Origin of the sequence: Actinomyces mediterranea (genome assembly GCF_900155595.1) — a bacterium.
Lineage (GTDB): Bacteria > Actinomycetota > Actinomycetes > Actinomycetales > Actinomycetaceae > Pauljensenia > Pauljensenia mediterranea.
In genome coordinates, this window is record NZ_FTPB01000004.1 from 1,080,741 (window position 1) to 1,106,983 (window position 26,243).

General features: G+C 62.5%; 21 protein-coding genes. 19 read left to right on the forward strand and 2 right to left on the reverse strand.

Features of this window, described 5'->3' with window-relative positions; all coding sequences use genetic code 11:
• Nucleotides 1-13: 13 nt before the first annotated feature.
• From BQ7471_RS08885 to BQ7471_RS08975, 19 genes are all read left to right on the forward strand, one after another.
• Complete coding sequence (locus BQ7471_RS08885) at nt 14-2,407, forward strand: transglutaminase TgpA family protein (protein WP_076465654.1); 2,394 nt, start codon at nt 14-16, stop codon at nt 2,405-2,407.
• A 3-nt stretch (nt 2,408-2,410) separates the two neighbouring features.
• Complete coding sequence (locus BQ7471_RS08890) at nt 2,411-3,697, forward strand: RDD family protein (RefSeq protein ID WP_076465656.1); 1,287 nt, start codon at nt 2,411-2,413, stop codon at nt 3,695-3,697.
• 1 nt (nt 3,698) lies between these two features.
• Nucleotides 3,699-4,559, forward strand: coding sequence for a PP2C family protein-serine/threonine phosphatase (locus BQ7471_RS08895; RefSeq protein WP_076465657.1), 861 nt, complete (start codon nt 3,699-3,701; stop codon nt 4,557-4,559).
• 1 nt (nt 4,560) lies between these two features.
• Nucleotides 4,561-6,249, forward strand: a complete 1,689-nt coding sequence (locus tag BQ7471_RS08900; protein WP_076465659.1) for an FHA domain-containing protein — start codon at nt 4,561-4,563, stop codon at nt 6,247-6,249.
• Nucleotides 6,246-7,877: a serine/threonine protein kinase gene (locus BQ7471_RS08905; RefSeq protein WP_076465660.1), complete on the forward strand. Its 1,632-nt coding sequence runs from the start codon at nt 6,246-6,248 to the stop codon at nt 7,875-7,877. The genes BQ7471_RS08900 and BQ7471_RS08905 overlap by 4 nt, the downstream gene beginning before the upstream one ends.
• Nucleotides 7,874-8,656, forward strand: coding sequence for an FHA domain-containing protein (locus tag BQ7471_RS08910; RefSeq protein WP_235821287.1), 783 nt, complete (start codon nt 7,874-7,876; stop codon nt 8,654-8,656). Before BQ7471_RS08905 ends, BQ7471_RS08910 begins: the two co-directional genes overlap by 4 nt.
• On the forward strand, nt 8,653-13,095 hold the full coding sequence (locus BQ7471_RS08915; protein ID WP_076465662.1) for an FtsK/SpoIIIE domain-containing protein: 4,443 nt from the start codon (nt 8,653-8,655) through the stop codon (nt 13,093-13,095). Before BQ7471_RS08910 ends, BQ7471_RS08915 begins: the two co-directional genes overlap by 4 nt.
• A 138-nt stretch (nt 13,096-13,233) precedes the next feature.
• The gene (locus tag BQ7471_RS08920; protein WP_076465663.1) at nt 13,234-13,503 is read left to right on the forward strand and encodes a WXG100 family type VII secretion target; all 270 of its coding nucleotides are present in this window, start codon (nt 13,234-13,236) and stop codon (nt 13,501-13,503) included.
• A 127-nt stretch (nt 13,504-13,630) separates the two neighbouring features.
• On the forward strand, nt 13,631-14,437 hold the full coding sequence (locus BQ7471_RS08925) for a hypothetical protein (protein WP_129583404.1): 807 nt from the start codon (nt 13,631-13,633) through the stop codon (nt 14,435-14,437).
• On the forward strand, nt 14,434-15,993 hold the full coding sequence (locus BQ7471_RS08930) for a hypothetical protein (protein ID WP_129583405.1): 1,560 nt from the start codon (nt 14,434-14,436) through the stop codon (nt 15,991-15,993). The genes BQ7471_RS08925 and BQ7471_RS08930 overlap by 4 nt, the downstream gene beginning before the upstream one ends.
• A gap of 21 nt (nt 15,994-16,014) precedes the next feature.
• Nucleotides 16,015-16,455 (forward strand): hypothetical protein, encoded by a 441-nt coding sequence (locus BQ7471_RS08935; RefSeq protein WP_076465668.1) that lies wholly within the window; start codon nt 16,015-16,017, stop codon nt 16,453-16,455.
• Nucleotides 16,456-16,518: 63 nt separating this feature from the next.
• Nucleotides 16,519-17,232 (forward strand): MgtC/SapB family protein, encoded by a 714-nt coding sequence (locus BQ7471_RS08940; protein ID WP_076465669.1) that lies wholly within the window; start codon nt 16,519-16,521, stop codon nt 17,230-17,232.
• A 292-nt stretch (nt 17,233-17,524) separates the two neighbouring features.
• Nucleotides 17,525-18,463 carry an endo alpha-1,4 polygalactosaminidase gene (locus tag BQ7471_RS08945; RefSeq protein WP_076465671.1) on the forward strand — a complete coding sequence of 313 codons (939 nt, stop codon included), beginning with the start codon at nt 17,525-17,527 and terminating at the stop codon, nt 18,461-18,463.
• 153 nt (nt 18,464-18,616) lie between these two features.
• On the forward strand, nt 18,617-19,570 hold the full coding sequence (gene rbsK / locus BQ7471_RS08950; RefSeq protein ID WP_076466333.1) for a ribokinase: 954 nt from the start codon (nt 18,617-18,619) through the stop codon (nt 19,568-19,570).
• A 221-nt stretch (nt 19,571-19,791) separates the two neighbouring features.
• On the forward strand, nt 19,792-20,835 hold the full coding sequence (locus BQ7471_RS08955) for an autoinducer 2 ABC transporter substrate-binding protein (protein ID WP_076466335.1): 1,044 nt from the start codon (nt 19,792-19,794) through the stop codon (nt 20,833-20,835).
• 103 nt (nt 20,836-20,938) lie between these two features.
• Complete coding sequence (locus tag BQ7471_RS08960; RefSeq protein WP_076465672.1) at nt 20,939-22,447, forward strand: sugar ABC transporter ATP-binding protein; 1,509 nt, start codon at nt 20,939-20,941, stop codon at nt 22,445-22,447.
• A 1-nt stretch (nt 22,448) separates the two neighbouring features.
• Nucleotides 22,449-23,459 (forward strand): ABC transporter permease, encoded by a 1,011-nt coding sequence (locus tag BQ7471_RS08965; RefSeq protein ID WP_076465674.1) that lies wholly within the window; start codon nt 22,449-22,451, stop codon nt 23,457-23,459.
• Nucleotides 23,460-23,471: 12 nt separating this feature from the next.
• A complete protein-coding gene (locus BQ7471_RS08970; RefSeq protein ID WP_076465675.1) occupies nt 23,472-24,524 on the forward strand; it encodes an ABC transporter permease in 1,053 nt (350 codons plus the stop codon).
• Entirely contained in the window at nt 24,521-25,084 is a 564-nt protein-coding gene (locus BQ7471_RS08975) for an RpiB/LacA/LacB family sugar-phosphate isomerase (protein WP_076465677.1), read from the forward strand. Before BQ7471_RS08970 ends, BQ7471_RS08975 begins: the two co-directional genes overlap by 4 nt.
• Before the next feature lie 109 nt (nt 25,085-25,193).
• Here the strand turns inward: BQ7471_RS08975 and BQ7471_RS11215 are convergent, their stop codons facing one another.
• Both BQ7471_RS11215 and BQ7471_RS11220 read right to left on the reverse strand, forming a co-directional pair.
• Entirely contained in the window at nt 25,194-25,607 is a 414-nt protein-coding gene (locus BQ7471_RS11215) for a hypothetical protein (RefSeq protein ID WP_129583406.1), read from the reverse strand.
• The gene (locus BQ7471_RS11220; protein ID WP_129583407.1) at nt 25,573-26,217 is read right to left on the reverse strand and encodes a hypothetical protein; all 645 of its coding nucleotides are present in this window, start codon (nt 26,215-26,217) and stop codon (nt 25,573-25,575) included. The genes BQ7471_RS11215 and BQ7471_RS11220 overlap by 35 nt, the downstream gene beginning before the upstream one ends.
• Nucleotides 26,218-26,243 lie beyond the last annotated feature (26 nt).

Below are 26,243 nucleotides of genomic sequence, written 5' to 3' on the forward strand. Positions count from 1 at the left end.
CTCCGCTATTCGGATGGTTGACCTGCGGCCCCGCCTTTTCGACGCGGCGGTCGTTGTCGTGCTGCTCATCATGGCGGCGCTGTCGCACGGCCCCGTCTTCGGCGAGAGCGGCGGCTATGTCGCGGCGCTCGGCGGCGCCGGAGTCGGCGCCCTCGTCGCATTCGCCACCGCTGCCGGGGGCATCCGCGCCACCGGCAGCGCACTCGCCCTCCTCGTGTCCTATGTCCTCTTCGGCGGGGCACTCGCCCTGCCGACGACGACGCTCTTCCACGTCGTGCCCACGGGACGCACATTCCAGATGCTCGTCTTCGGCGTCGTCACCTCGTGGAAGGATCTCCTCACCGTTCAGCCGCCCGCCGGCGTCTTCGTCGGCCCGGCGATCATGCCCTACCTCAGTGCCCTCATCGCATCTTTCGCCGCTCTTACCATCACGTTGAGGACACGGCGTCAGATGTGGGCGCTGGTGCCGGTGGCCCTGCTGCTCCTCGTCGGCATCCTATGGGGATCCCAGTCAGCGCCTTTGGCCCCCCTCCTCGGATTGGGGGCGGGACTTCTTTCCCTTGCCTGGGTCGGGGCGCTCGCGGCGCGATCCCGCAAAGAGGGATCCCGTGGGGTCGTCGACTTCGAGGGGACGGGGACGCGACCGGCGGTGCGCCGCAGGGTCGGCGCGATCATCATGCTCGCAGTCGCAGCGCTCATCGCCGCCCCCTCCGCGCTCGCCCTCGTCGGCTCGGGTCACCGAACCGTGGTGCGCGACTATGTGGAACCGCCGCTTGACCTGCGCGAATACCACTCTCCCGCTTCACAGTTCCGCGTGTACAACACGACGGACAAGGACACCGAGCTCCTCACTGTCGACGGATTGGAGGAAGGCGGCAGGCTGAGGCTCGCGACCCTCGACTATTACGACGGCACGGTCATCCAGATTGCAGGCGACGCGAAGGGCGCAGGATTCAGACACGTCGGTACGGCATTCACCGATGAACCCCTTCCGCAAGGGGTGTCGACCAATGAGATGAATATCGAGATTCTCAAGTACACGGGGAACTGGGTGCCCGGCGGTGGCGCGATCCGCTCTCTCGACTACACTTCGTCCAGATCGAGGGAACTGTCCGATGCCCTGTTCTATTCCGACCTGCTCGGCACCGCGCTATCGACGCTCAGACTCACCTCAGGTGATGAGTACACGGTGACGACGACCGTGGAGCGGCAGTGGAGCGACGAGGAACTCGAGGGCCGTGCTTTCATGACTGTCGTCGTACCGTCGGATACGGCAGTTCCGAGTGTCGTGTCGGAAATCGCTTCCGAACTCGCCGCCGATGCGACCCCCGGGATCAGTCAGGTCCGCGCGATCCAGCAGAAGCTGCACGACCAGGGCTTCTACTCCGATGGCACCGATCAGCTGTCGTTGCCTGGACACCGGTCTTCGAGGATTGAGAGGTTCCTCAGCGAGGACCAGTGGATCGGCGACGACGACCAGTATGCGATCGCCATGGCGCTCATGCTGCGTTCCCTGGGAATCCCCTCGCGCGTCGTCATGGGCTTTTACCCGGAGACTTCGACGAGCGGGCCGATTACCTTCACCGGTAAAGACACGCACTTGTGGGTGGAGGTCCCCTTCGAAGGGGCGGGATGGGTCGCCTTCGATCCGACGCCACCGCGTGACCAGATCCCCCAGACCGAAGTGCCCAAGCCGAAACCGAATCCCAGGCCACAGGTGCTCCAGCCGCCGGATCCCCCGCAGGATCCCGCTGAGCTTCCGCCGGACAACCTCGAAAAGGACGATGACGATGAGGAGGGGGTCCCCGGATGGGTGGCAGTGCTCCTCGCTGTCCTCGCGTGGACCGGCGTGGGCGTCCTCGTGACGTCGCCGTTGTGGCTGCTCCTACTCATCAAGGCGCTGCGGACTCGGCGGCGCCGGACCCGCGGAACGATGGATGTGCGCACCGCTGCCGCGTGGGATGAAGTCGTCGACCATGCGACGGACCTCGGTGTGAGTGTCCCGGTACACTCGACGCGTTGGGATCAGGCTCAGCGCATCGACCGGGCCCTTGATGCCGAGGGCGCGGAGTCGACCGTGGATTCTGGATTCCACCGCTGGGATGAGGAGACGACACCGATTACGGCGATGGCCTTCCTTCTTGACGGCGCTGTCTTCGCGGACGGACCTGTCAGGGAGGAGCAGCGCGTCAGCGCATGGCGTGCGCGCCGCGACGTCATCGCTTCGATTCGGGCGCGCGTCCCCTGGTACCGGCGCATACGCGCTGCAGTGTCGACCAGGTCACTGCGAGCTCGTCGACTGCGACTGCGCGAACGATTGGCTGCCGTCCTCGAGAAACGAGAACGGATCGCCCCGAAGGTGGAGGAGTCCGTTTCGGCGGCAACGCCCGCGGAATCGAAGGAGTGACGCATGAGTTCGATGAGTGTTCCGCTCAAGCCTGACGCCGCGGTGCCCGCCGCGCTAGACGGGACGAGAGCGGTCGGCATGGGGCTTCGCATCAAGTGGCGCCTCATCCAGATGTTGATCAGTGTCCTCTACGCATTCTTCATCGCGTTCTTGTTCCCATTGATGCTCGCGCAGGGCTCAATGTCGCCCACCGCATACACTGCGATTCTCATCGTCTTGACCCTCGCCTTCGTCGCGTGGGTGATCGCTGATTTCGTGTTCCTCCTCAAGGAGGGGGCGACTGTCCTCATGAAGGCGACCGGCGTACGATGGGTCAACGCGGAGACGGGTCTGCCAGCGCGCGGCGCGGGTCTGGGGAAGCTGGTGCTCCAAAGCCTCATCGGGTCCGTCACCGCCGGTCTGGGAACGATCATCATCTGCTTCGTGAGCATGGACGAGTGCAACCGCACCTGGTTCGATCGGACATTGAATATTCAACCGCTCGATACGAAGAAGGGACGCGATCCCTACAGGACTGCGCCGCCCATCCCCGCTCCTGCGCCGCCGCCCTCAGTCCAACCGTGGAATGCGACAGCGTCGGCGGCGGCCTCACTGCCTTTCGTGCCAGAACCCCCCTCGGATGAGGAACCCGGGATCGTTCCCCCCATCCCCACGCGCGTAGCGGTTCCCGCACCGCAACCCGCATCGTCCGACTACATCGTCGAAACCCCCTGGACCTCCGGCTCAGCAGTGTCCTCTGCTTCCACGGGTCCGGCTCCCGTTCACGATCCCACCCCCCAGGCTCCCGCGTCGACCGTGGCGCCATCCCCCTTTACGCCCCCCGTCGATACCGCGTCCGTCGCGCCCTCACCGACCGTCGCTCCCGGCGGCGACGCAGCGCCGGTCATTGCACCCCCTGTCATCACTGTGCCCCTCCTTGAGGACGAGGACGATGTCGATAAAACTCAACTGGGGACCCGTGCGACGCGACTGCGCATCACGCTCGACACCGGCAGTGACATCCTCATTGAGACGACGGTTCTCATTGGGCGCAACCCCGTTGCCACCGCGGCGCACCCGCACGCCGCTCTCGTGCCCATCGAAGACCCGGGGCGGACCGTGTCGAAGACGCATATGGCGCTCATTCCAGCGCCCGGCGGCGTCCTCGTCGACGACTTGCACTCCACGGGCGGAACCTCCGTGATCTCCTCGAATGGATCCATCCACGATGCGATCCCCTCGACTCCCGTCCTTGCCCGGCCCGGTGACAGGATCCGATTCGGGGATCGCAGTGCGGAAGTCAGTGAGTGATATGAAGGTCGAGGCGAGGTCCCCCTCCGGTGCGCGAGTCGAACTCGCTTGTGCCGCCCGAAGCGACGTCGGCAGGCGACGGAGCGTCAATGAGGACTCGTGGGGGGCCAGATTCCCCCTCTATTTTGTCGCAGACGGCATGGGCGGTCATAAGGCGGGAGACGTCGCATCACAGAAGGTCGTCTCCTCCCTCTTCGGTGCGCTTCCCGACGAGCGCTTCATTACTGCATCGGAGCTGTCAGCGGCACTGGCGCGGGTCGCAGTGGACTTGTATGAACTCGGAGTCGGAGTCGGAGCACCGGGCTCGACCCTCACGGGCTTCGCCGTCCATGAGCATCGTGGCCTTCCTTGCGCGCTCGTGTTCAATATCGGCGATTCTCGAACCTACCTGTTGTCGCAGGGATCCTTCGAACAGGTGACCGTCGATCATTCCGAAGTCCAAGAGCTCATTGATGCCGGAGAAGTCGATGAGGTTGAGGCCCGCGCACTGCCCCGCCAGAACGTCATCACTCGGGCGCTCGGCGCAGGATCCGGGCCCGATGTAGCAGCGGATCTGTTCATGGTGCCCCTCCAATCGGGGGACCGGTGGGTGATGTGTTCAGACGGGCTGTCGGGAGAGGTGACATCGGCGCTCCTGGAGATGATCGTGCGCTCAGTGTCCGACCCTCAGGCCGTGGCCGATGAGCTCATCAGCCAGGCTCTCAACGCCGGGGGCAAAGACAATGTCACGGTGCTCATCGTTGACGTCATCAACGCCGAGCCTCCATGGGAGGATCACAGCGTAGACCAGACGGTGGACAGCGACGAGAACACGATTCCGAGGCCAGCCCATACCGCGCCCGCGACATCGGAGGGGGAATGATATGAGTGCGAGGACGTGGACGCCGGGTGAGTACCCGACGGCGATCACTAATCGGGGGATCTTCATTCTCGAACCGGGCAATGAGGACAGCGCAGAACAGTTCTGGCGGTTGATGCGCGAAGGCGCTGACCTGCCGAAACTTCTCCAAGAGCTGACGAGTTCGCATGCGGCCGACCTTGCGTCCTTGCCGAGCTTCGTCGCGATCATTGACGAGGGCGCAGGAGCGCATATTGCGGTGCGCGGAGCATTCGAACTGGTCGTGGGTGTGCCGGAAGGGCCGCGTACCCTCACCAGCGGGTCAGTTATCACTTGGTCGGAACACAGGTTCCCCTCGATCAGCGGCTGGAGGATCTTCACCCCCGTCTCAGCGTCGGATTCAACCCTGCGGTCGTGGAGCGCTGAGTCCGCAGTACTGCCCGTGTCAATGCTCTCCTCGGGCACAGTGGGCGAGGTCGCCCCCGGACACGCAGCCGACCCTGAGAACCAGAAGGCCCCCGCCCGTCATCGGATCGCCCCTGCGAGCACCGACGCCCCTGACGAGTCCGCAGTAGGCGAAACCCCGGTGGATGACGCCATCCACACCCTCACCTCGTGGCACGATCCCGATGAGAAGATGCCGGAGCCATCCTCTCCACGGGCACCCGCTGGCGAACCGGTCGTTGCGGCCTCCCCCTACGACGACCTCGTGTCGAATACCAAGCTGGGCACTGTCGAAGACGCTGCCGTGCGGAATGTGCGCAACTCCGACGCCTTCGACGCCGACGAGCCCGACCCAGTGCCACTTCCCCCGCAGCCCGAACATCTAGTGGAACCCGAGCCGAGCCCGCTTGGGGACGCCTCATCGACTCCGCCGACTCCGCTTGCGCCGCTGCCTCCGCCTCCGCTGCCGACTCCCCCCGTCTTCGCGGCTGACATTGAAACTCCGCCGATGCCGGACGGAGGTTTCCTCATCGATTCCGTCCCCGGAGTCGAACGCGCCGAGGAGGAGCGAGTCGAATCAACCGGCGAGCAGATTTCTGATCTGCAGGGTGATCATGATGGGAATACGGTGCTTCCGTCACGCGCTCGCGGGCTCGACACCCCCGCGGCCCACGCCAGACACGAGGCGGCGCCCGTCGTTGACGGCCTTGAGGGGGATCATGACGGTCAGACCGTCCTTCCCTCGCGGGCGAGGCAATTGCGCGACCACGCGCGCTCGATAAGCGAACCCGCACACCAGGAGACTCCCGTTGACGGGCCCCTCGTCCTCGCCGTCCTCTGCACTCAGGGGCACCCCAATCCGACTCACGCCTCCTCGTGCAGGATCTGCTCGGGGGAGATGACCGATTCGAGCGCAAGAGTACCCAGGCCCCCTCTCGGGTCGATCATCCTGTCGACGGGGGAGACCCTTTCCCTCGACCGCGATGTCATCATCGGGCGCAGGCCCCGCTACGTGCCCGAACCGGGGCGCCCAGAGGCGAGGATCGTCGCGGTCCCCAGCCCCGGCAAGCAGATCTCCCGCAGTCACTGCGAAGTGAGGATCGACGACTGGGATGTGCGCGTGCGTGACCTCGGCTCGAATAATGGCACCTACCTGCACAGGCCGGGAGAAACCCCGGTGAGGCTCAAAGAGCGCGTCCCCGTCGTCATGCGCCCAGGAGACGTCATCGACATCGGCGAGGGCGTGTCATTCCGCATGGAGTCGTCATGAGCACACCACTGACGCCCCCGCAGATCCCCAACTCGCGTTTCGTCCGCCACCTCGGCTCCGGCGGATTCGCCGACGTGTACCTGTACCGACAGCAGATGCCGCAGCGCGACGTCGCCGTCAAAGTCCTGCGCCCGGGATCCAGCGACGAACAGAGCGCCGCCTTCGAAGCGGAGGTCAACCTCATCGCGCAGGTCTCCCACCATCCGTCCATCGTGTCCTTCTACTCGGCCGCCACGACCGACGACGGGCGCTCTTACCTCGTCATGGAGTACTGCCCTCCCCCTCACCTCGGCAAGAGGGCACAGGAGACGGTGTTCCCGGTGTCGCAGGTCCTCGATATCGGGGTGAGGATCGCGGGAGCGGTGGAGACCCTCCACCGCAGGGGCATCCTCCACCGGGACATCAAACCGATGAATATTCTGTTCACCCAGTTCGGACACCCCGTTCTCACCGACTTCGGGATCGCCGTGTCCACCCAGTCCGGGTATGTGAAAGAATCCGGGTTCTCCGTTCCCTGGGCTCCTCCCGAACAGCACAGCGGGGACGGCCGATTCAGTCCCGCCCTCGACGTCTACTCACTCGCAGCGACATTGCACACCGTGTTGACGGGGCATTCACCCTTCGCCGTGCCCGGCGGGGACAATCGGGAGTTCACGCTCCTCAACCGCATCCTCCATCAGCAGGTCCCCCCGACCGGTCGCGCCGATGTCCCCGCAGAACTCGAGCGCATCCTTGCGATTGCCATGTCGAAGGATCCTGCGAAACGGTATAAGTCGGCTCAAGAGTTCGCCCTCGCGCTCCAACAGGTGCAGGTGAGCCTGTACCAGACGCCCACTCCTTTCGAAGTGGAGGAGTTGCAAGAGCCGATCACCGAAGACGACTCGGACCACGATGATCGCACGGCAGCGGCCCCCATCGTCATGATCGACCCGCGCAGGGCACCGTCCGCCCCGGTACAGCCGACACCCCCCGCATGGTCGCAACCATCCGCATCCGTTTCAATGGCCACCGGTTCCCCCATCTCACCATCTGCGCCCGCTGTGGCCGACCGATTCGGACGGGACGACGCGGATGAAAGGACGGTAACGCGCTCGCCCTCGTCCCCCGGGGGCGACGAGACGGTCAGGATCCCTGCGCCGGTCGAACCGGCCCTCGCCGTCACCCTGGATGATGACACCGACGACACCCAAGACGATGAACCCGCCCCGCGCCCTCGGATGGGAGCACTCATCGCGGGAGCGGTGCTCGCGCTGCTTTTCGTCGGCGGTATCGGATTCGGCGTGTGGACGTACCTCCTGGGCGAGGGCGGAACCCTTGCCCCGACGACGACGGACCCCGTCGAGTCGCCCATCGACGGTCTGCCTGATGACACTCCCGGTCGCAGTGTCACAGGCCTCATCGGCAGCGTCGGGGACGATGGCGTCACCTTCACGTGGGATTCCCTCGGAGAGGGGACGACGTACCTCTACCACGTCGAAGACCCCCTGACTGACACGCCTGTCCGTCAGACGACCGCCACGAGCGTCACCATCAAAGCCGTCCCCGGGCGGACGTGCCTGTCGGTGGCAGTGCGTCATCGAGACGGAAGGTCCTCAAAAGAGGTGATCGAATGCGTGGAGACGCCGTGAACGAGGAACTGGAACGGCCCGTCGACTCGGGCCCGCTCACCGAGGAGAACGCGGGAGCAGTCGTCTACTACTGCGGGGAGGTCTACCCCCTCGCCGACGACCGAGTCTTCACGATCGGCAGAGATGCGGACCTGTGCATCGATGAGAACCCGTACCTGCATCGACGCTTCCTGGAGATCACCCACAGCGATGACATGTGGTGGATTCAGAATGTCGGGAGCCGCCTCGCCGCAACCGTTGCGGACTCCTCCGGCGCAATGCAGGCGAGAGTCGGCCCGGGGGTGCGGATCCCACTGGTCTTCGACTCGGTGACAGTGGTCTTCACCGCCGGGCCGACGACATACGAATTCGACGTCGAAGTTCACGGCACCGCTTTCCAAACCTCTAGTAGTCAGGATCTCGGCGCAGGGGAGGCGACAGTGGGGGAAGCGTCCTTCACGCCCTCCCAGTATCTGCTCATCCTCGGCCTGTGCGAGCCATGGCTCACGAGGGCGGGCTCCGGTTCGACGGATATCCCGCGCAATGCGGAAGTCGCCCGCCGCCTCGGATGGTCGATCACGCGCTTCAATCGCAAGCTCGACAATGTGTCCGACAAACTCGACAGAATGGGCGTCTCCGGTATGAGGGGAGAACCCGGATCTCTTGCGACCTACCGCAGGGCACGACTCGTCGAATACGCGGTGACGGCTCGACTGGTTAAGCGCGAGGATCTCCACCTCCTCGATGAGGAGTACACGAGGAATACTGTCGGAGCCCGCACAGGAAGGGACGTCCAGTGAAGCTCAAAGTCACGTTGAGGGGGCGCGGCCCTCAGGATATCGATCTCCTGGTGACAGCGGATGCGACGGCGACCGTCGGGGATATCGCCGCAGTCCTGGCGACTGCCGGCCCCGAGGATGCCGCCGCCGCGATCGACCCCGCGTCGGTGACGCTGCGGATCCTCGACCCCCTCGGCGGGCACGTCACCTCCGTCCTGCCGTCAACGGCATATGTCACGGAGACCGGACTGCGCTCAGGCGCCCTCGTCGATATCGCATCCTCGGATCGGGTCGTCCCCACCGGCGGGGCGGCGGCGCAACTGCGTGTCCTCGAAGGACCCGATAAGGGGATGAAGGTGTCGCTGCCCTTCGGCGGAACCGTCGTTGGGCGTTCCGCCTCCTGCGCCGTCACCCTGTCGGACCCGAAGGTGTCGAAGACTCACGCGCGCATCACGGTCGGCTCCGGCATTGAGATTCAGGACCTCAACTCCGCCAATGGCGTGGTCCTCGCCGATCAGAGGGTGCACAGAGCGAAGGTCGGCCCACAGGACGTCATCACTGTCGGCGATACGCAGATCCAACTCGTTCAGACGAAGATGCCGGAAGCTTCCTCCGGCGAATCCACGGATATCGCCTTCGTGAGGCCACCGCAGGTCGTGCCCCGGGTCGGTATCAAACAGTTCAAGCTTCCCGACATCCCGGACAACCCCCAGCCTCAGCGCTTCCCCATCATCGCCATGCTCATGCCGCTCCTCATGGGCGTCATCATGTATGCGATCACGAGGCAGCTTTACACCGTCCTCTTCGTCGCCCTCAGCCCACTCATGATGATCGGCTCCTGGTGGGACCAGAAGCGGCACATGAAGCAGATGGCGAAAATTGGCAGAGCGGATTTCCTTGAGGCCCTCGCGCTGTTGAGAGAGGAAGTACAGGCGCATCACGATGCGGATCGCGAGGCCCGCCACTCCCAGTTCCCGCCGGTCGACCAGGTCGTCGCGGGCGCGCTGCGCAGGGATGGATCCTTGTGGCTGAGACGACCGGAGAACCCCGAGTTCCTCAAGATCCGGCTCGGGATCGGGACGGATCTGTCGAAGATTGAGTTCGACGAGCCGGGCAATCGCAAGGGACTCGTCGATTGCGCGAGGGCGGCCCAAGAACTGCGGGCCGAATACGCGACGATCTCCGATGTTCCGATCATTGCGGATCTGCGCGCCGAGGGAGGGATCGGCCTGTGCGGCAGCGAGGAATGGCTCGATCAGGTGCAGTGCGCCATCGCCGCTCAAATCGCAGCCGAGTACTCCCCGGCAGAGGTCGTGATGACATGCCTGACGTCGACTGAGCGCCTGCACGCATGGCAGTGGTTGGAATGGTTCCCCCACGTCGCCTCGCCCCACTCGCCGCTGGGACACGGCGTTCACCTGTCCGCTGACGCGCAGTCCGGGGCGGAGCTGCTCAACTCTCTTGAAGGGCTTCTTGAGTCGCGGCGCGCCACCACCAAGGAGAAAAACACGCCGTCCCGGTCCCCCAGGGAGACGGGCACTCGGATCGACTCCGACGCCTCATTCCCCAACCCGATCCCCGCAGTGATCGTCTTCGTCGACAACACGCCGATCGATCACGCCCGCCTTAATAGAATCGCCGAGCTGGGCACGGACTTCGGCATCTACTTCATTTGGAGTTCTCCGGAGTTCGCGGGGATCCCCGCCGCCTGCCGAGCCTTCGTCGCCGTGGACGATCGGACCGCGAGTGTCGGCGACGTCTCAGGATCTCGCGTCCTCTCCGGCATCGTCGTCGACAGGGTGAACCGCGACGACATGATGACCCTCGCGCGGTCCCTCGCACCGATCATCGATGCGGGAGTCCCCGTCGATGACGACTCCGACCTGCCCGGATCCATCTCCTACATCTCCTTGACCGGTACGGAACTCGCCGACAGCCCGGATGCGGTTATCGAGCGCTGGGGCGCAGCCCATTCCCTCATTGATCGGAGTCCTGGCGCGCAGATCACGCCGGGCCCGCAGATGTCGATGGCCGCTCTCGTCGGGATGGGTGCCGGCGCGCCCCTCCACCTCGACTTGCGCGCGCAGGGCCCTCACGCCCTCGTCGGCGGTACCACCGGTGCCGGCAAGTCGGAGTTCCTCCAGGCCTGGGTCCTCGGCATGGCGCAGGCGCTGTCCCCCGACCGACTCACGTTCCTCTTCGTCGACTACAAGGGCGGTTCCGCCTTCGGCCAGTGCACGCAACTGCCGCACTTCGTCGGCCTGGTCACCGATCTGTCGCCGTTCCTCGTCAGGCGAGCACTCACCTCATTGCGAGCCGAACTGAAATTCCGCGAGGAGCTCCTCAATGCGAAGGGTGCGAAGGACCTCGTGACACTGGAGAAGTCAGGGGACCCGGATTGCCCGCCATCACTGGTCATCGTCGTCGATGAGTTCGCAGCCCTCGTCACGGAGGTGCCCGAGTTCGTTGACGGCGTCGTCGACGTCGCCCAACGAGGGCGCTCCCTCGGACTCCACCTCATTCTTGCGACGCAGCGCCCCGCGGGCGTCATCAAGGACAATCTGCGGGCGAATACGAATCTTCGCGTTGCATTGCGCATGGCGGATACGGATGACTCGCGCGACGTCCTCGGAGATCCGATGGCAGCGCACTTCCCCCAGGGTTCGCCGGGCCGCGCTGCCGCGAAGACCGGCCCCGGCCGTATCACGGTTTTTCAAAGCGCCTACCCGGGTGCGAAGACTGTTGAGGAGATCAAGACCGTTTCCGTTGATGTCGAGCAACTCGGATTCGGCGTGCCGAAGAGCTGGCAGACGCCTGAACTGCCCAAGCCCGACGACTCCGTTGAAACGGACATCAAGCGGGTCGTCACCACCTTGAAGTCTGCGGCCGTTACCGCCGGGATTCCCGAGCCGCGCAAACCGTGGCTTCCCGACCTCGCCCAGACCTACGACATCTCGAAGCTCTACCAGCGCAGAGACTCCGAGCTGGTTCTCGGTGTCGCCGATGTACCGACGAAGCAGGCACAGGTCCCCGAGTACTTCCTTCCCGATAAGGAGGGCAATATCGCCTACTATGGCGCCTCCGGCTCCGGCAAGACGCAGGCGCTGAGGTCATTGGCCGTCGCTGCTGCAATCACGCCGAGGTCCGGACCGGTCGAAGTCTACGGACTCGACTTCGCCGGCGGCGGTCTCGACATGCTCAAAGTGATGACCCATGTCGGCGATATTGTGCCAGGAGATGATGAAGAGCGGGTCGTCCGACTCATCTCCTTCATCGGTTCGATCGTTGATGAGCGATCCACCCGCTACTCGGCGGTGCGCTCCTCGGATATCACCGGATATCGCAGGATCGCGCAGCGCCCCGACGAAGCGAGGATCCTGTTGCTCGTCGACGGCATCGGCACCTTCAGCGAGGAGTACCAGTCCTCATCGGCGAAGTTGAGGATCTGGACGCAATTCCAGCAGATCCTCCTCGATGGGCGCGCCGTCGGAGTCCACGTCGCCGTTACCGCCGACCGGCCCCAGGCGATCTCCACGTCATTGGCCTCCAACTTCCAGCGCAAGATCATCCTGCGTCAAACGGATGACGACTCCTACCTGCACTTCGGGCTCCCCAAGGATGTTCTCAGTCCGACGAGCCTGCCTGGAAGGGCGATGCAGGTCGGAAGCGAGAACCTCATGCAACTCGCAATTCTCGGGAACAATATCAACGCCCTCGCTCAGGCGCGTGAGATGGAGGAACTGGCGAAGAGCGCGGTACTGCGGGACCGTATCCGGCCCCAGGGCATCGGATCCCTCCCGACGTTCATTTCGGCGGACTCGATTGTTCCGAACGTCAATGGTCAACCGGTGATCGGCATGGACTCCGAAGGGCTGTCGCCCCTGGCATTCCGCCCGATCGGTACTTTCAGCGTCGGCGGCTCGCCCCAGTCCGGACGATCGAACGCGCTGGCGTGGCTGCTTCACAGCCTGCACGCGACCTATCCGAGAGCGCGTTTCCTCCACGCCTCGACCGGGCGCTCGGCCCTCGCCTCGTCGTCCGTGTGGAGCGCGAAGGCTCAGGGCGAGGATCGGGTCGCCGACATGTTGATGGAGGCGAAGTCTTTATTCGCGGCGGAGGCGCCTCACAGTGGCCCAGGGGCGGTTCTCTTCATTGAGAATCTCGGCGACTTCACCTATTCGAGTGCCGACCAGCCCATTCAGGATGTCATTACGCTGGCGAAGCAGAACGGCCACCTCGTTATCGCCGAAGCCGATCTGCCCGGGTGGGCGCGTTCAGGAAGCTTGGGTCAGGCGATGCGCGGCGGGCGCGCGGGGCTGGTCCTGTGCCCATCGCTCGGTGATGGTGAGGGCGTCGTCGGAACGACGGTTCCCGGACTGCCGGGACGGGAGATGCTGCCCGGACGCGGCTACTTCACACAGTCCGGACACGTGTGGAAAATCCAGGTGCCCAAGATCTAAAATTCAGTTGATCTGCACCGATGCGCATGGGGAGTGGTCCCCATTGTGTGGGTGGGTGGTGATTGGCAGACTTGGTGTCAAGAGAAAGACTCAGCTTTCACCGTGGTGGTGGGAGCAGGATCATGAAGGAGAAGAATCATGGCTTTCCTCGGTATGGATGTCGAGCAGGTACGTCAGCTGGCGCGTCAGATGGATGCGAAGGCTCAGACGATTGATGAGATCGTTTCGACTCTGTCGTCGCAGCTTCAGAGCACGGATTGGAAGGGTTCTGATGCTGATCAGTTCCGCAACCAGTGGAATTCGGATCTGACGACGAAGCTTCGTCAGGTGTCGCAGGCTCTGAAGGAGGCGAGCCAGACGGCGACTCGCAACGCTCAGGCGCAGGACTCCACGTCAGCGTCTCTGTGATTCGACTGCGAATCGCGGGTGCCCCCGGGCATGCTGCATGTCCGGGGGCACCCGTGCACAGGCAGACTCAAGCGGGGACGATGCACGGCATCGTCCCCGCTTCGCATACGAAACGGAGAGATGACGCATGACTGATTCGACACCATTACGCGGATGGATGGCGTCTGCGCAGGCATGGAACCTCGCCGTCGCCCTCGTGCAGGGAACGGCGGGTGAATCCGATGGCGGATCTGCCGAGGCGCGGGCGGAACTCGAACGCGCGGGAATCACATCGGATGGCGTACTCGACTCCATGTGGGGTGCGGTGATTCGTCAAACGATCACGGCGAACGCCACATTCAGGGTCGTGTCGGTCTTCAATGGTCTCGCCTACCTCTGCGACGTGTCAGTCGGCCAGGATGTCGCGACGAGCCTGACGCGCCGCCTCGCCGTCGAACCCGATGGATCGGGGGAGTTCGTTGCAATGGGCGCGGATCCCCAGATCGAATTCGTCGTCGCCTCTGCGAGTCATGTATGGCCGTTGATCCGGCGGGTCCTGCCCCCGATTGACGAGGTCCGCGCAGAACCACAACAGACTCCGGCTGCTCGCCGAGTCGAGCACGTCATCGATGAACAGCTGATCGCCCTCGCCCGGCAATCCCTCGACAGTGCCGCCATCGATCCGAAGATTCGAGACGCGTTCCGGGCGCGCGCCACCATCATGATCCAGCACACGATCTTCTCCGGGAACCACTCCCAGCCCGACATTGGAATCGGGATGAGGGCGTGGCTCGTCGGAGATGAGGGGCTCTACTCGATCGAGCGTCACGATGGCACGGTCGGGGTCTACGAGGTCGCCCCCGGTGATGTCGGCTTCGGCGTCGTGTGGTATGCACTGGGCGCACGCGATCGGACGGTAGCAGCTGGCGGTGAGGACGAAGGAGCACAGTCGTGACTCGGCTCGGAATGGATGTCGATGCTGCGCGCACACTCGCGCACATGATCGACCGGAAGGCGGATGAGCTCGATGCCGTACGGCGCGAGATCGCACAACTGCTGCGCAACTCGAATTGGCAGGGCAATGATGCCGACGCTTTCAGGCAGCAGTGGAATGCGCAGCACCAGCGTCAGTTGATGACCAGTGCTGAGACGATTCGTCAGGCTGGCAAGACTCTGAGACTCAATATTGAGGCGCAGGAGCGGACTTCGCGAGAGGGCGGAGACTTTTCTGCGGGAACGCTCAATGCGAACCGATCGGGTCCTTCCTCGAATGGATCGGGCGATCGCGGACTTCCCGGTCCCCTCGACGATTGGCTGATGAGCGGCTTTGACAAGGCAAAAGATGGCTTGTCATGGGTTGGCGACCGCGTTCACGACGGCGTCGATTGGGTGAATGATCGCATCGGTGATGGAATCGCGTGGACGAGGGATCGAATCGAGGATGGGAAGGCCCTCGTCTCCACCGTTGTCGACGGTGTAGTATCGCGGGCATCAGCGTTCTGGAAAGGACTGCTGAGGACCGGTGACGCCGTCGGCGGCTTCTTATCCCAGTTCGGACGAATCTTCACCGAAGGGCGGATTCCCCAGCCAGCAGAACTCCTGGCCTCCGCGTTGATCGTCGGAGGCAACGTCGGGGGGCTGGTGTGGAACACCGTTACCGGAACGGACCACCACTTTTTCGACGATGGGCGACCGACGGTGGGCGAACCCACCGCAACACATGGTCGTGCCCCCTCTGATTTGCGAGAGATCGTCGGAATCGGTCACGACAGTTACGGAACGGGTGGTGTCACCGTCACTGCCGTCACCGATGACAATGGAACAACCCGATTCATCGTCGCAGTTCCGGGAACAGAGGCCGAGTTGACGTCTTTGAGCGACGGATGGGGCGGCAATCCCAATGGTCGGGACTGGGCGGCCAATCTCTATGCCGTCGCCAATGGGACGAGCACGGCGACGAAGTCCTCTATGGAGGCAGTCGACCGGGCCATCGAATACTACCGCCAGCAGCACCCCGACGCCGTCATCCCTGATCGCCCGGAGATCCTCCTGACGGGACACTCGCAGGGGGGCATCCTCACGGCGAATATGTCGGCCAACGAGGATTTCGCGCAGCGCTACAACATCCAGGGAATGATCACCAACGGCTCGCCGATCGACTGTGCGGAAATCCCCTCCGATGTCCCCGTCCTTGCACTCCAGCACGGGAGCGAATACCCCATGAGAATCTCCGACGTCGGCGACATCATTCCGCGATTGGACTTGGGCGGCTGGCCCGGAAGCCCCGACAATGTCACGCACGGATATCTCCCGTCCCCATCCCAGGGCATCAATCCGTGGGAGACCCATCCGCAGAAGGCGTACTACGATTCGCTGGCTCCGGGTACTGCGGGGAGTCAGTATCTGGCAGACTGGCAGAACCAGAACCCCGCAGTATCGAACTACACGACCAACGATCCGAACAGGTACGAACACATCACCGTTCCGATCGGTCGTTCCGTCGATGACTGAGTCACTGGAGGAGAGGCGCCAATGGCCAGACTGATTCGTTCACTTCTCACCGTGTCGATGGCGGCCGTTCTCGCCCTCGGCACCGTCGCATGTCGGGCCTCTTCATCGTCAACACCGGTCGATGGCGACGAGATCTCGAGGGTCGAGTCGTTGCTCGCCGACCAGGCCGCGCGGATTACCGGAGTTGCGCAGGCTGATGTCACCTATGGTGCGCTGGGCCCGACTCAGCAGCTGACCATCAAGGGCTTCCTGACGGCGTCATCGTCGGATCGAAACGATGTGGAGCGCATCTTGGAGGAGTTCTTGACAGTCGTGTCGCGTGAGGTTCCCCGAGTCGATGAATCGAGTGTTTCCGTCTTCGTCAATGCCGCTGACGGATCCTTCCAGGTCAATGCGATGGATCTCGGATTCAGTGGGAGCTCGCCGTCGTTTGCGGAGATCATCGACCGCTACGGCCACTGAATCACAGCGACCCTCCACTACACTGGATGGCCATAGATTCGTCATCGGGGCAGGGGGACGGGCATGAGCGACGCAGCACATATCTTCACCAGTGACCATCTGGGGTTCGGTGCAGCCGCCTTGGCAATGACGATGGTCGTGTGCTTCCTCATCGGCCTCGAGCGTCACTACCACCTCAAAGACGCGGGTGTGAAGACGCATGTTCTGGTCGGAATGGGCTCCTGCCTGTTCACCCTCGTGTCCATGTACGGGTTCTCGGTGCCCGGCTCCCCGGCGGTCGCCGTCGACCCGTCGCGCCTCGCTGCTCAAATCGTGTCCGGTATCGGCTTTCTCGGTGCCGGTGTCATCTTCGTCAACAATGACACCGTGAAGGGGCTGACGACTGCAGCGACGGTGTGGGTGTCGGCTGCGATCGGCGTTGCCTGCGGGGCGGGCATGGCGGCGCTCGCGGTGGCGACCCTGCTCTTGCACTTCATTCTCATTTTCGCGATCGGTCCTCTTGTGGCCAAACTCCCCTCGAGTCATCGCAACGATCGCACCGTCATCGAATACGAGTCGGATCGCGGCATCATGAGGAAGATCCTCGTTGCCGCTTCGATGCTCGGCTATACGGCGACCGTGAATTCCACGGAGTCGATTCAAACGGAGAACGGCAAGGGCATGAGGGTCGTCATGCGATTCGAGGGACCCTACCCGCAGGATGCGCTGCTCCACGAGCTGTCCAAACTCGACGGTGTTACTGCCGTCGACCGCGTCGAGCGGAACGTCCTCGACTGATCGCGACAGGGGAGGAACAGTTCCCAGCATGTTTCCCACTTAACTTCCCACCTACTTCCCAATTGGGATGTGAGGTGGGATGTTGAGTTATCCCCTCAGTGATGAGTCCATCGATCGCATTGTAGTACGGATGTGCGACTCACCTTCGTTTCCTGAACACGTTCAGCGGTGAGCCTCGATCGGAGACGGCGCGCTCCGCCATGGCGCTCTGTCGCGGCGGGTGCACGCGAAACGGGGGAGCGCCGTTGTCCGCCGTCGCATGAGGCGAGCCTGTTCGGCTACTGTGACGCTCATGGCGGCAGTGCGCGGGTGTCACGGGTGGGCGATGATGCTCCTGATCGGGGCGTTGGCCGCCGGATGCGCCGGTGCGCAGGCGCCGTCACCGTCGGGTATCGACGAGGGCGCCCCCTCCGCCCAGTTTTCATCCGCGGCGCCGAGACGTTCCGGAGTCGACGGCGGTCTCGGCAGGGTCGGAGTATTCCTGTCGGTATCGGGCGAGGAGGCGTCGCGCGACGTCAGCCGCTATGCGGGTTATGACACGCTGATCGTTGACCTTCAGGAGTTCAGCCCCGATGATGTGCTCCGCCTGCGCGACACGGGAGTGACGACGGTGTACTCCTATCTCAATATCGGTTCCCTTGAGACCTACCGCCCCTATTACGACCGCTTCTCCCGCCTCGGAGCCGAGTCCTATGAGAACTGGCCGGAGGAATACTGGCTCGATGTCACCGATCCGCAGTGGCGCGACTTCATCGTTCACGAACTCGGCGAGGAACTCGGAGCTAGGGGAGCCGACGGCTTCTTCATCGACAATGCCGACGTATTCGGCCGCAGTCCGACGAAGGAGACCCGCGACGCCCTCGTGGAGATGCTGGGCGGGCTCAAGGCGATGGGCGTGCGCGTCCTCATCAATGGCGGGGATGAATTCGTCGCCGCCCTCCTCGACGAGGAGGGCGCTCAGGGTGCGCCGATGCTTGAGGGCGTCCTCGACGGAGTCGCTCAGGAAACCGTTTTCACATCGATCGAGGACTACGACCGCGATGTATTCGGACGCCAAGACGCGGCTGAAAGCGCGAGGCTCCGCGCGCATGTGGAGCGCGTCGCGGATCGCGGGTTGACAACCCTGCTCATCGAGTATACGAACGATCCCGGCATTGAAGCCGAGGTCGAAGAGTATTGTGCCGATGTGGGATGCTCTGCGTTCATTGCCCGCTCTGTCGAACTGGGTTGAGGAGATGGGGATTCGTCGAGGATCCGCAGTGGATCATCGACAAAATGCAAACGTTTGCGCTATTGTTGCACTGCACGCGATGAAGCGGATGGCAGGCGACGGCGCCTGGGGGCGATGACCCGTCCGGATCGCGCGGAGCCGAAGGAGGAGACGATGCCCATTGCAGTCATCGGGTCGAATAACACCGATCTCATCACGTATATCACTCGCCTGCCGGTCGAGGGAGAAACGATCGAAGCCCTCGACTTCTCCATTGGATTCGGTGGCAAAGGCTCGAACCAAGCCGTCGCGGCAGCGCGGCTGGGAAGCCCCGTCCTCATGGTGACGTGCGTCGGAGACGATATTTTCGGGGGCAGGACGATCGAGAACTACCGCGCCAATGGAATCGACGCCTCCCACGTCAAGCAGGTACACGGAACGTCCGGAGTCGCCCCGATCTTTGTCGACCCCGAGTCCCGCAACCGCATCATCATCGTCAAGGGCGCGAACAACGGGCTGCTCCCCTTCGACGTCGAGGCCGCGGCGGATGCCATCGCTCAGTGCTCGCTCATCGTCTGCCAACTAGAGATCCGCATGGAAACAACGAGGGCGGCGATCGAACTGGGGTACCGCCTGGGGATACCGGTACTCCTCAACCCCGCTCCTGCATCGCCCGACCTCGATCTTGAGCTTGCGGCACAGTGCACCTACATCATGCCGAATGAAACAGAATTGGCACTCTTAACGGGGATGGATGCGCGCACAGACGACGGGGTGAGGGCAGGCGCCGACATCCTCATAGAAGCGGGATGCCCTCATGTCATCGTCACCATGGGGGAGAGGGGAGTGTGGTGGCTCTCCTCGAATGGAGACGACCTGAGAATCGACCGCTTTCCAGTCGATGCGGTGGACACGACGGGCGCTGGAGACGCATTCATCGGCTGCTTCGCACACTGCCGGTCTCAGGGCGTTGAGATGCCCCAAGCGCTTCGCCTGGCCAATGCGTACGCAGCCCGCTCGGTCACCGAGCGTGGGACTCAGACCTCCTACCCCGATCGTGAAGCATTCACATCATGGCTGCACGATATGGGTTCCTCATTGTCACAGTTACCGGTAATCCACTCTTGATAACGATTGCACAACATCTCGACAGAAGTGGTGACAGTAGGTGATGCGCGACATACATTAAGGATGCTCTGCGGCACCATCCACGTCGATCTGGTGGTGCCCTCAGGGGAATACGGCGCTCATCAGTGACGATGAGTACTGGTGACCCTCCGATCAACAGTGCGCTCACCGAACGCGCACTGATTGTCATCAATGCCGATGAGTTCACACAAGGAGTTGATATGAAATCCCGATTCTTGACCAGCAGTGCAATCGTTCTCACGATGTCGATGACACTGACGCTCTCAGCCTGTTCCGGAAACGGCACAGGTACTGCAACCAGCGGCGACGGCGCCGCTGGGAAGAACTACACCATCGCCATCGTCCCGAAGGACTCCACCAACCCGTGGTTCGTCCGCATGGAAACGGGCGTCAAGCAGTACGCAAAGGACAGCGGGCTCAACGTCTTCCAGAAGGGACCGGCCGAGACCGACGCGACCATGCAGGCGCAGGTCATCCAGGACCTCATCGCACAGGGCGTCGACGCTATCGGCGTCGTCCCCGTCGACCCGGGCGCGATCGAGCCCGTCCTCAAGGAGGCGATGGATGCGGGCATCGTCGTCGTCACCCATGAGGGAGCATCCCAGCAGAACACCCAATACGACATCGAAGCCTTCAACAACGCCGACTACGGCGCATTCATCATGGACAATCTCGCGGCGGCAATGGGCGAGGAGGGCACTTACACGACGATGGTCGGCCACGTCACGAACGCCTCCCACAACGAATGGGCCGATGGCGCCGTCGCCCACCAGAAGGAGAAGTACCCGAAGATGACCCTGCTCGAGGCCGAACCCCGAGTCGAGTCCCAAGACAATGGAGAAACCGCCTACCAGGTGGCCAAGGAAGTGCTCAAGAAGTACCCCGAAGTCACAGGAATACTCGGCACTTCCTCCTTCGACGCACCCGGCGTCGCCCGAGCGATCGACGAACTCGGACTCAAGGGCAAGGTCTTCACCGCCGGAACGGGAATGCCCGAGGCGAATAAGACGATTCTGCAGAACGACCTCGTCGCGGCCTTGACCCTGTGGGACCCCGCCGATGCGGGCTACGCCATGGCCGCCCTCGCCACGAAGATCCTCGATGGGGACACGATCGAGGACGGTGTTGACCTCGGCGTCAAGGGCTACGAGGAGATGCACTTCTCCCAGGGCTCCACGAAGGTCCTCGAGGGCAACGGCTGGATCCAGATCACCAAGGACAACGTCGACAGCTTCGGATTCTGACACCGCGTCCGGGTGCCGGGGAGAGGGCCCCGGCACCCCGGGTGCGCGTCAGGACAATCGTCCCCGCTACGACGAGGGCGCTCACGGGCTGGAAGGATGATCAATGCAAGCCCCATTCATTTCAGTAAAGAACATCTCCAAGTCATTCGCCGGTGTCCACGCACTCACCAACATCGACTTGGACATCGGCCCCGGCGAAATCCACTGCCTCGCCGGTGAGAACGGCAGCGGAAAGTCGACTCTCATCAAAGTCATCTCCGGTGTCCACGCCCCCGACTCCGGAACGATCGAAATCGGCGGCACGAGCTGGACGAAGATGACGCCGCTCGAAGCGATCGATGCGGGAGTCCAAGTCATCTACCAGGACTTCTCAGTCTTCCCGAACCTCAGTGTCATGGAGAACCTGGCTCTGACGACGGAAGTCGCAGCCGGGCGCAGACTCGTCGACTGGAAGCGATTCCGGAGCATCGCGACCCAAGCGGTTGACAAGATCGGTTTTCGCGTCGACCTCGATGCGAAGGTCGGCGACCTGTCAGTCGCGGACAAGCAGCTTGTGGCAATCTGCCGGGCGCTCATGTCCGACGCGAAACTCATCATCATGGACGAGCCCACCACGGCGCTCACCAAGCGCGAGGTCGACGCCCTCTTCTCGATTATCCTCGACCTCAAGGCCCGAGGCATCGCCATCCTCTTCGTCAGCCACAAACTCGAAGAGGTCTTCGAGATCTCCGAACGCTTCACGATCCTGCGCAGCGGGAAGAAAGTCATCACCTGCAACGCGAAAGATCTCGACCGCCACAAGTTTGCGAAATACATGACCGGCAGAGACTTCGACGAAACACGATTCGAGGCTGAAGAAGTCGGGGATGAGCCGGTCCTCGACGTGTCGGGCTTGAGCGCCGACGGAGCGTTCGCCGACGTGAGCTTCTCACTCAAGGGCGGTGAGATCCTCGGGATCACGGGACTGCTGGGCTCAGGGCGCACAGAGCTCGCCCTCTCGCTCTTCGGACTCGCCCCCATCGACAGCGGTACCATCCGCGTCAAGGGCAAGGAGGTCCGCCTCTCGAACGTTCACGACGCCATCGACGCCGGAATCGCATACGTTCCCGAAGACCGACTCACCGAGGGGCTATTCCTGTCGCGCTCCATCGGTGAGAACATCATCATCTCCGAAATGTCCGACTTCGCAGGGACACTGGGAAGACTCGACAAGAAGCGCATCGACGCCGAACAGAAGCGGTGGGTCCGCGACCTCGAAGTCGCAACACCGGACCCGGACAACGCCGTGAGCACGCTGTCGGGCGGCAATCAGCAAAAAGTCGTCCTCGCCAAGTGGCTGGCGACGAAGCCCGATGTCCTCATCCTCAACGGTCCCACCGTCGGCGTCGACATCGGATCGAAATACACCATCCACTCGATCCTCCAGCGCCTCGCACGAGACGGCATGGCGATCGTCATCATCTCCGATGACATCGCCGAAGTCCTCACGAACTGCTCATCAGTCCACATCATGCGTGGAGGGCGCCTGAGCGAGTCCATCGATCCCGCCACCACCAGTGAAAAGGAACTGGGCGAGCTCATGGCCACAGACACCGCTGCGGAAGGAGCATGACATGCAGACCGTGACACACAAGATCCTTCGGGCGAACGAGTTCTGGGTCTTCCTCGTCATCATTGCCCTCGCCCTCGTCATCCAGATGAGAAGCGGGCAGTTCTTCACAGCGAATAACCTCGTCGACCTCGCCAATGCGATGGTCGTGCCCGGATTGTTCGCCGTGGCCGCGCACCTCGTCCTCGTCTCGGGCGGAATCGACGTCTCCTTCCCCGCCCTCGCCTCACTCGCCGTCTACGCGACCACCCGCATCCTCGTCGATCAGGGATTCGACGGGCCGGTGATTGTCCCCTTCCTCATCGCCATGGTGTTCGGTGCACTGCTGGGAGCGTTCAACGGGCTTTTCACCTCACGACTCACGGTCCCCACCCTCATCATCACCCTCGGCACGGCGAATGTGTTCAACGGGTTCATGCAGGGGGCCTTGAAGTCGGTGCAGATCCCGAATATTCCGGACTCGATGGAGGCATTCGGCTCCGCCTCGCTGTTCGTTGTCACGAATGAGGGCTCCGGACTCCAATCGGCGATGCCCGTCAGCTTCCTCATCTTCGTCGCGGTCCTCGCCATCGCCTATTTCATCACCCGCTACACCATGTTCGGACGCGGTATCTTCGCCATCGGAGGCGATGAATCCGCAGCAGAGCGCGCCGGGTTCAAAGTTCGGCGCACCAAGTTCTGGCTCTATGTCATCGTCGGGATCATTGCAGCGCTCGCGGGAATGGTCCGCACGACTTCGATGGGCCAGATGCACCCGACGAACCTGCTCGGCATGGAGATGATGGTGATCGCCGCAGTCGTCCTCGGGGGGACCGCGATTACAGGCGGCACGGGGACGCTGACCGGAGTGGTTCTGGGGACCCTGCTCATCGTGATCGTCCAGAACTCCATGATCCTCACCGGAATCCCCACATTCTGGCAGGGGTTCGCACTCGGCCTGCTCATCATCGTGGGAACCGGCATCTCCGCAGTCCAAGTCGCCAGATCCCGGCGGCACCGAACAACGCCAGCGTGAGGAGACACGACAATGACTTCTGCATCCGCACCCAAGCGCCCACGGATCCCGCTCCCCGGCTTCGCCAGGACCGACCCCTATATCGGCAGGCTCGTCCTCGTGATGCTCCTCCTGCTCGTATTCTTCGCCCTCATCAGGCCTGGGCCCTTCTTCGCCCTGCGCACCTGGCAGTCCATGGCGGTCCAATTCCCCGAATTCGGGCTCATGTCGCTGGGCGTCATGGTCACCATGTTCACCGCGGGCATCGACTTGTCCGTCGTCGCCATCGCGAATGTCACCTCGATCTGCGCCGCCCTCGCGCTGCGCATCGTGCTCACAGGGGACTCCACATCGGCGAGCATGGGAATCGCCGCAGGATTGTCCCTCGGGATCGCCCTCGTCGTGGGGACGATCTGCGGAGGCGTGAATGGGCTGCTCATCGCGAAATTGAAGATCCCGCCGATCCTGGCGACTCTGGGAACACTCGAACTCTTCGGCGGCGTTGCGATCATCCTCACCGGCGGCAAACCCGTTTCCGGAGTCCCCGACGCCTATGGGACGGTATTCGCGGCGAAGCTGATGGGCATCATTCCCATGCCATTCGTCATCTTCATCATCTGCGCGATCGTTGTCGGGGTGATCCTGTCGATGACGGGATTCGGCACCAAGATCCTCCTGCTCGGGACGAATGAAACGGCGGCACGATTCTCGGGCATGCGCATCACGAGTCTGCTCATGCGCACCTACATCCTCTCGGGGATCATGGCCGCCATCGCCGGCCTCGTCATGCTCGCCAACTACAACTCCGCCAAAGCGGATTACGGCGCCTCCTACACGCTCCTCACCGTGCTCATCGTCGTCCTCGGCGGAGTCAACCCCAATGGGGGACGAGGGCGGCTGGCGGGAGTCATCCTTGCGATCGTGATGCTTCAGATCCTGTCCTCCGGGCTCAACATGTTCCCCGATATCTCGAATTTCTACCGGCCGCTGATCTGGGGGACAGTCCTCCTCTTCGTCATCAGCGTGAATGAACTCAATGGCAAGAATCCGTTCGCGCGGCTCCTTGCAGGAAGGAAGATGAAGTGAAGACCATCAGGAGCAGGCACGTCGTCGTCGGCGCAGACTTCGCCGGGTTCCCCCTGAAGGAAACCGTGAAAGCCCACCTGGAGGAACGCGGGTGGACGGTCACCGATATCACCCCGGTTCTCGAGGAGACGCCGATGTACCATCGCGTCGGCTTCGCTCTCGGCGCGAAGATCGCCGAAGGCGAGTTCGAGCGGGCCTTGGCGTTTTGCGGGACCGGCATGGGAATCCATATCGCCGCATCGAAAGTGCCCCACGTTCACGCCGCTGTCTGCGAGTCCGTTCCGTCTGCGAGGCGAGCCTCTGCGGCGAATGCCGCGAATCTGTTGGCGATGGGCGCCTTCTACGTCGCGCCCCGCACGGCGATGGCGATGGCCGACGCCTTCCTCGAATCGGAGCTCGGCAGCGGATACGAGAATTGGGACGGCTTCTACGCCTACCACCGCATCGGTTACGACGAGTGCGAGAACTTCGATTACGCCGCGTATAAGGCGAATGGGTTCGAAGTGCCGAACCCGCAGAGTGCCGACCTCGCCCCTCAACCCCGAGGATTAGCGTACTGAGTCTTTCGACCAGCGAGGGTGGCGCGTCGGCTGTGTTGACAGTGTCGGCGCGCCATCCGTAGCGTGAGCACACCGTCCCGTCAGGAATACGCGGCATTCGGCGTCTTGATTATTCGACGAGGCGGATCGTCCATCGCGACCACGGTCGTTCCGCACGTTCAGCAAAACGGCGTACGAAACGCAGGTGAGCCCTGAATACTTCAGTCAGTTCACGATAGTACGACCCATCTTCCGTCACCTCGTAATAGTCTTCAAGAGCGATATGAAACCAACCAAAATAACCACTGAATTCATCGGCGAAGGCTCTGAGTTCTTTTGTAGTAAAATCCGAGCGAAGCTCCTGAACTGACTGCTCGATATGCCGCGCCTGAATGAGTCGATCTCCTAATCTGATGCGCTCCGCAATGTAGGCCGTTGACCGCGATAACTTCGACACCGAATACGTCCGCCTCGACACCTGAGCAATCCCCTTCTCGTCAATGACACTTCTACGTTTTTCTTGAGAAGCGTTGACGGTATTCATGTTCGCGCAACACTGCCTGAAATAGATACTCGCAAGTCGCGTTCTCGTTCTCGAATTGATCTCTCTTTGACAAAAGAGCTCGATTATCATGCCATGCGACGATCCACAGGTGTCGTCGACGTCGACCGAATATTCCCTTCTTATACATCAGCACATGCTGCTGCAACTTCTGAGGCTTTCCGAAGCAATACAGGTCAGACTCAATTCCGCGGGCGCGAACATCCTTGAGAAATGCTGAATAGGCGAGAGAAAAACCTAACGGGGCATCGATCCTCACCCACTCGCTGGCAACACCATTACACACATCCGGCCACTCTCGCTCGCTCGTATGTAAATCGTTGAGAAGCGCATGAGCTTGTTCAATGGGATAAGAATTATATTCGCTCAAAAACCATAAAGCGTCATCAGTGTGAACGCAGGCAATGTGACTATCATCCTCCGAAGAATGCACATCAATTATGTACGTTCTTTCCAGAGGACGCGAATCTTTTGCAAAGAACAGTCTCCTCCACCACGGAGGCGTCACATAACCCCAATACTCGAAAGACCGAATCTTTGCATATTGATATGGCAACTCGCTTGATGCACTATAAGTCTCTGACTCAGTCATATGTCCTTCCTTGAAATCCAATTGAC

Bases quoted from the DNA above. Each gene is read 5' to 3' on its own strand.
- BQ7471_RS08885 (WP_076465654.1), top strand. From the start codon at position 14: ATGGTTGACCTGCGGCCCCGCCTTTTCGACGCGGCGGTCGTTGTCGTG.
- BQ7471_RS08890 (WP_076465656.1), top strand. From the start codon at position 2,411: ATGAGTTCGATGAGTGTTCCGCTCAAGCCTGACGCCGCGGTGCCCGCC.
- BQ7471_RS08895 (WP_076465657.1), top strand. From the start codon at position 3,699: ATGAAGGTCGAGGCGAGGTCCCCCTCCGGTGCGCGAGTCGAACTCGCT.
- BQ7471_RS08900 (WP_076465659.1), top strand. From the start codon at position 4,561: ATGAGTGCGAGGACGTGGACGCCGGGTGAGTACCCGACGGCGATCACT.
- BQ7471_RS08905 (WP_076465660.1), top strand. From the start codon at position 6,246: ATGAGCACACCACTGACGCCCCCGCAGATCCCCAACTCGCGTTTCGTC.
- BQ7471_RS08920 (WP_076465663.1), top strand. From the start codon at position 13,234: ATGGCTTTCCTCGGTATGGATGTCGAGCAGGTACGTCAGCTGGCGCGT.
- BQ7471_RS08925 (WP_129583404.1), top strand. From the start codon at position 13,631: ATGACTGATTCGACACCATTACGCGGATGGATGGCGTCTGCGCAGGCA.
- BQ7471_RS08935 (WP_076465668.1), top strand. From the start codon at position 16,015: ATGGCCAGACTGATTCGTTCACTTCTCACCGTGTCGATGGCGGCCGTT.
- BQ7471_RS08940 (WP_076465669.1), top strand. From the start codon at position 16,519: ATGAGCGACGCAGCACATATCTTCACCAGTGACCATCTGGGGTTCGGT.
- BQ7471_RS08945 (WP_076465671.1), top strand. From the start codon at position 17,525: ATGGCGGCAGTGCGCGGGTGTCACGGGTGGGCGATGATGCTCCTGATC.
- rbsK (WP_076466333.1), top strand. From the start codon at position 18,617: ATGCCCATTGCAGTCATCGGGTCGAATAACACCGATCTCATCACGTAT.
- BQ7471_RS08955 (WP_076466335.1), top strand. From the start codon at position 19,792: ATGAAATCCCGATTCTTGACCAGCAGTGCAATCGTTCTCACGATGTCG.
- BQ7471_RS08960 (WP_076465672.1), top strand. From the start codon at position 20,939: ATGCAAGCCCCATTCATTTCAGTAAAGAACATCTCCAAGTCATTCGCC.
- BQ7471_RS08965 (WP_076465674.1), top strand. From the start codon at position 22,449: ATGCAGACCGTGACACACAAGATCCTTCGGGCGAACGAGTTCTGGGTC.
- BQ7471_RS08970 (WP_076465675.1), top strand. From the start codon at position 23,472: ATGACTTCTGCATCCGCACCCAAGCGCCCACGGATCCCGCTCCCCGGC.
- BQ7471_RS11215 (WP_129583406.1), bottom strand. From the start codon at position 25,607: ATGAATACCGTCAACGCTTCTCAAGAAAAACGTAGAAGTGTCATTGAC.
- BQ7471_RS11220 (WP_129583407.1), bottom strand. From the start codon at position 26,217: ATGACTGAGTCAGAGACTTATAGTGCATCAAGCGAGTTGCCATATCAA.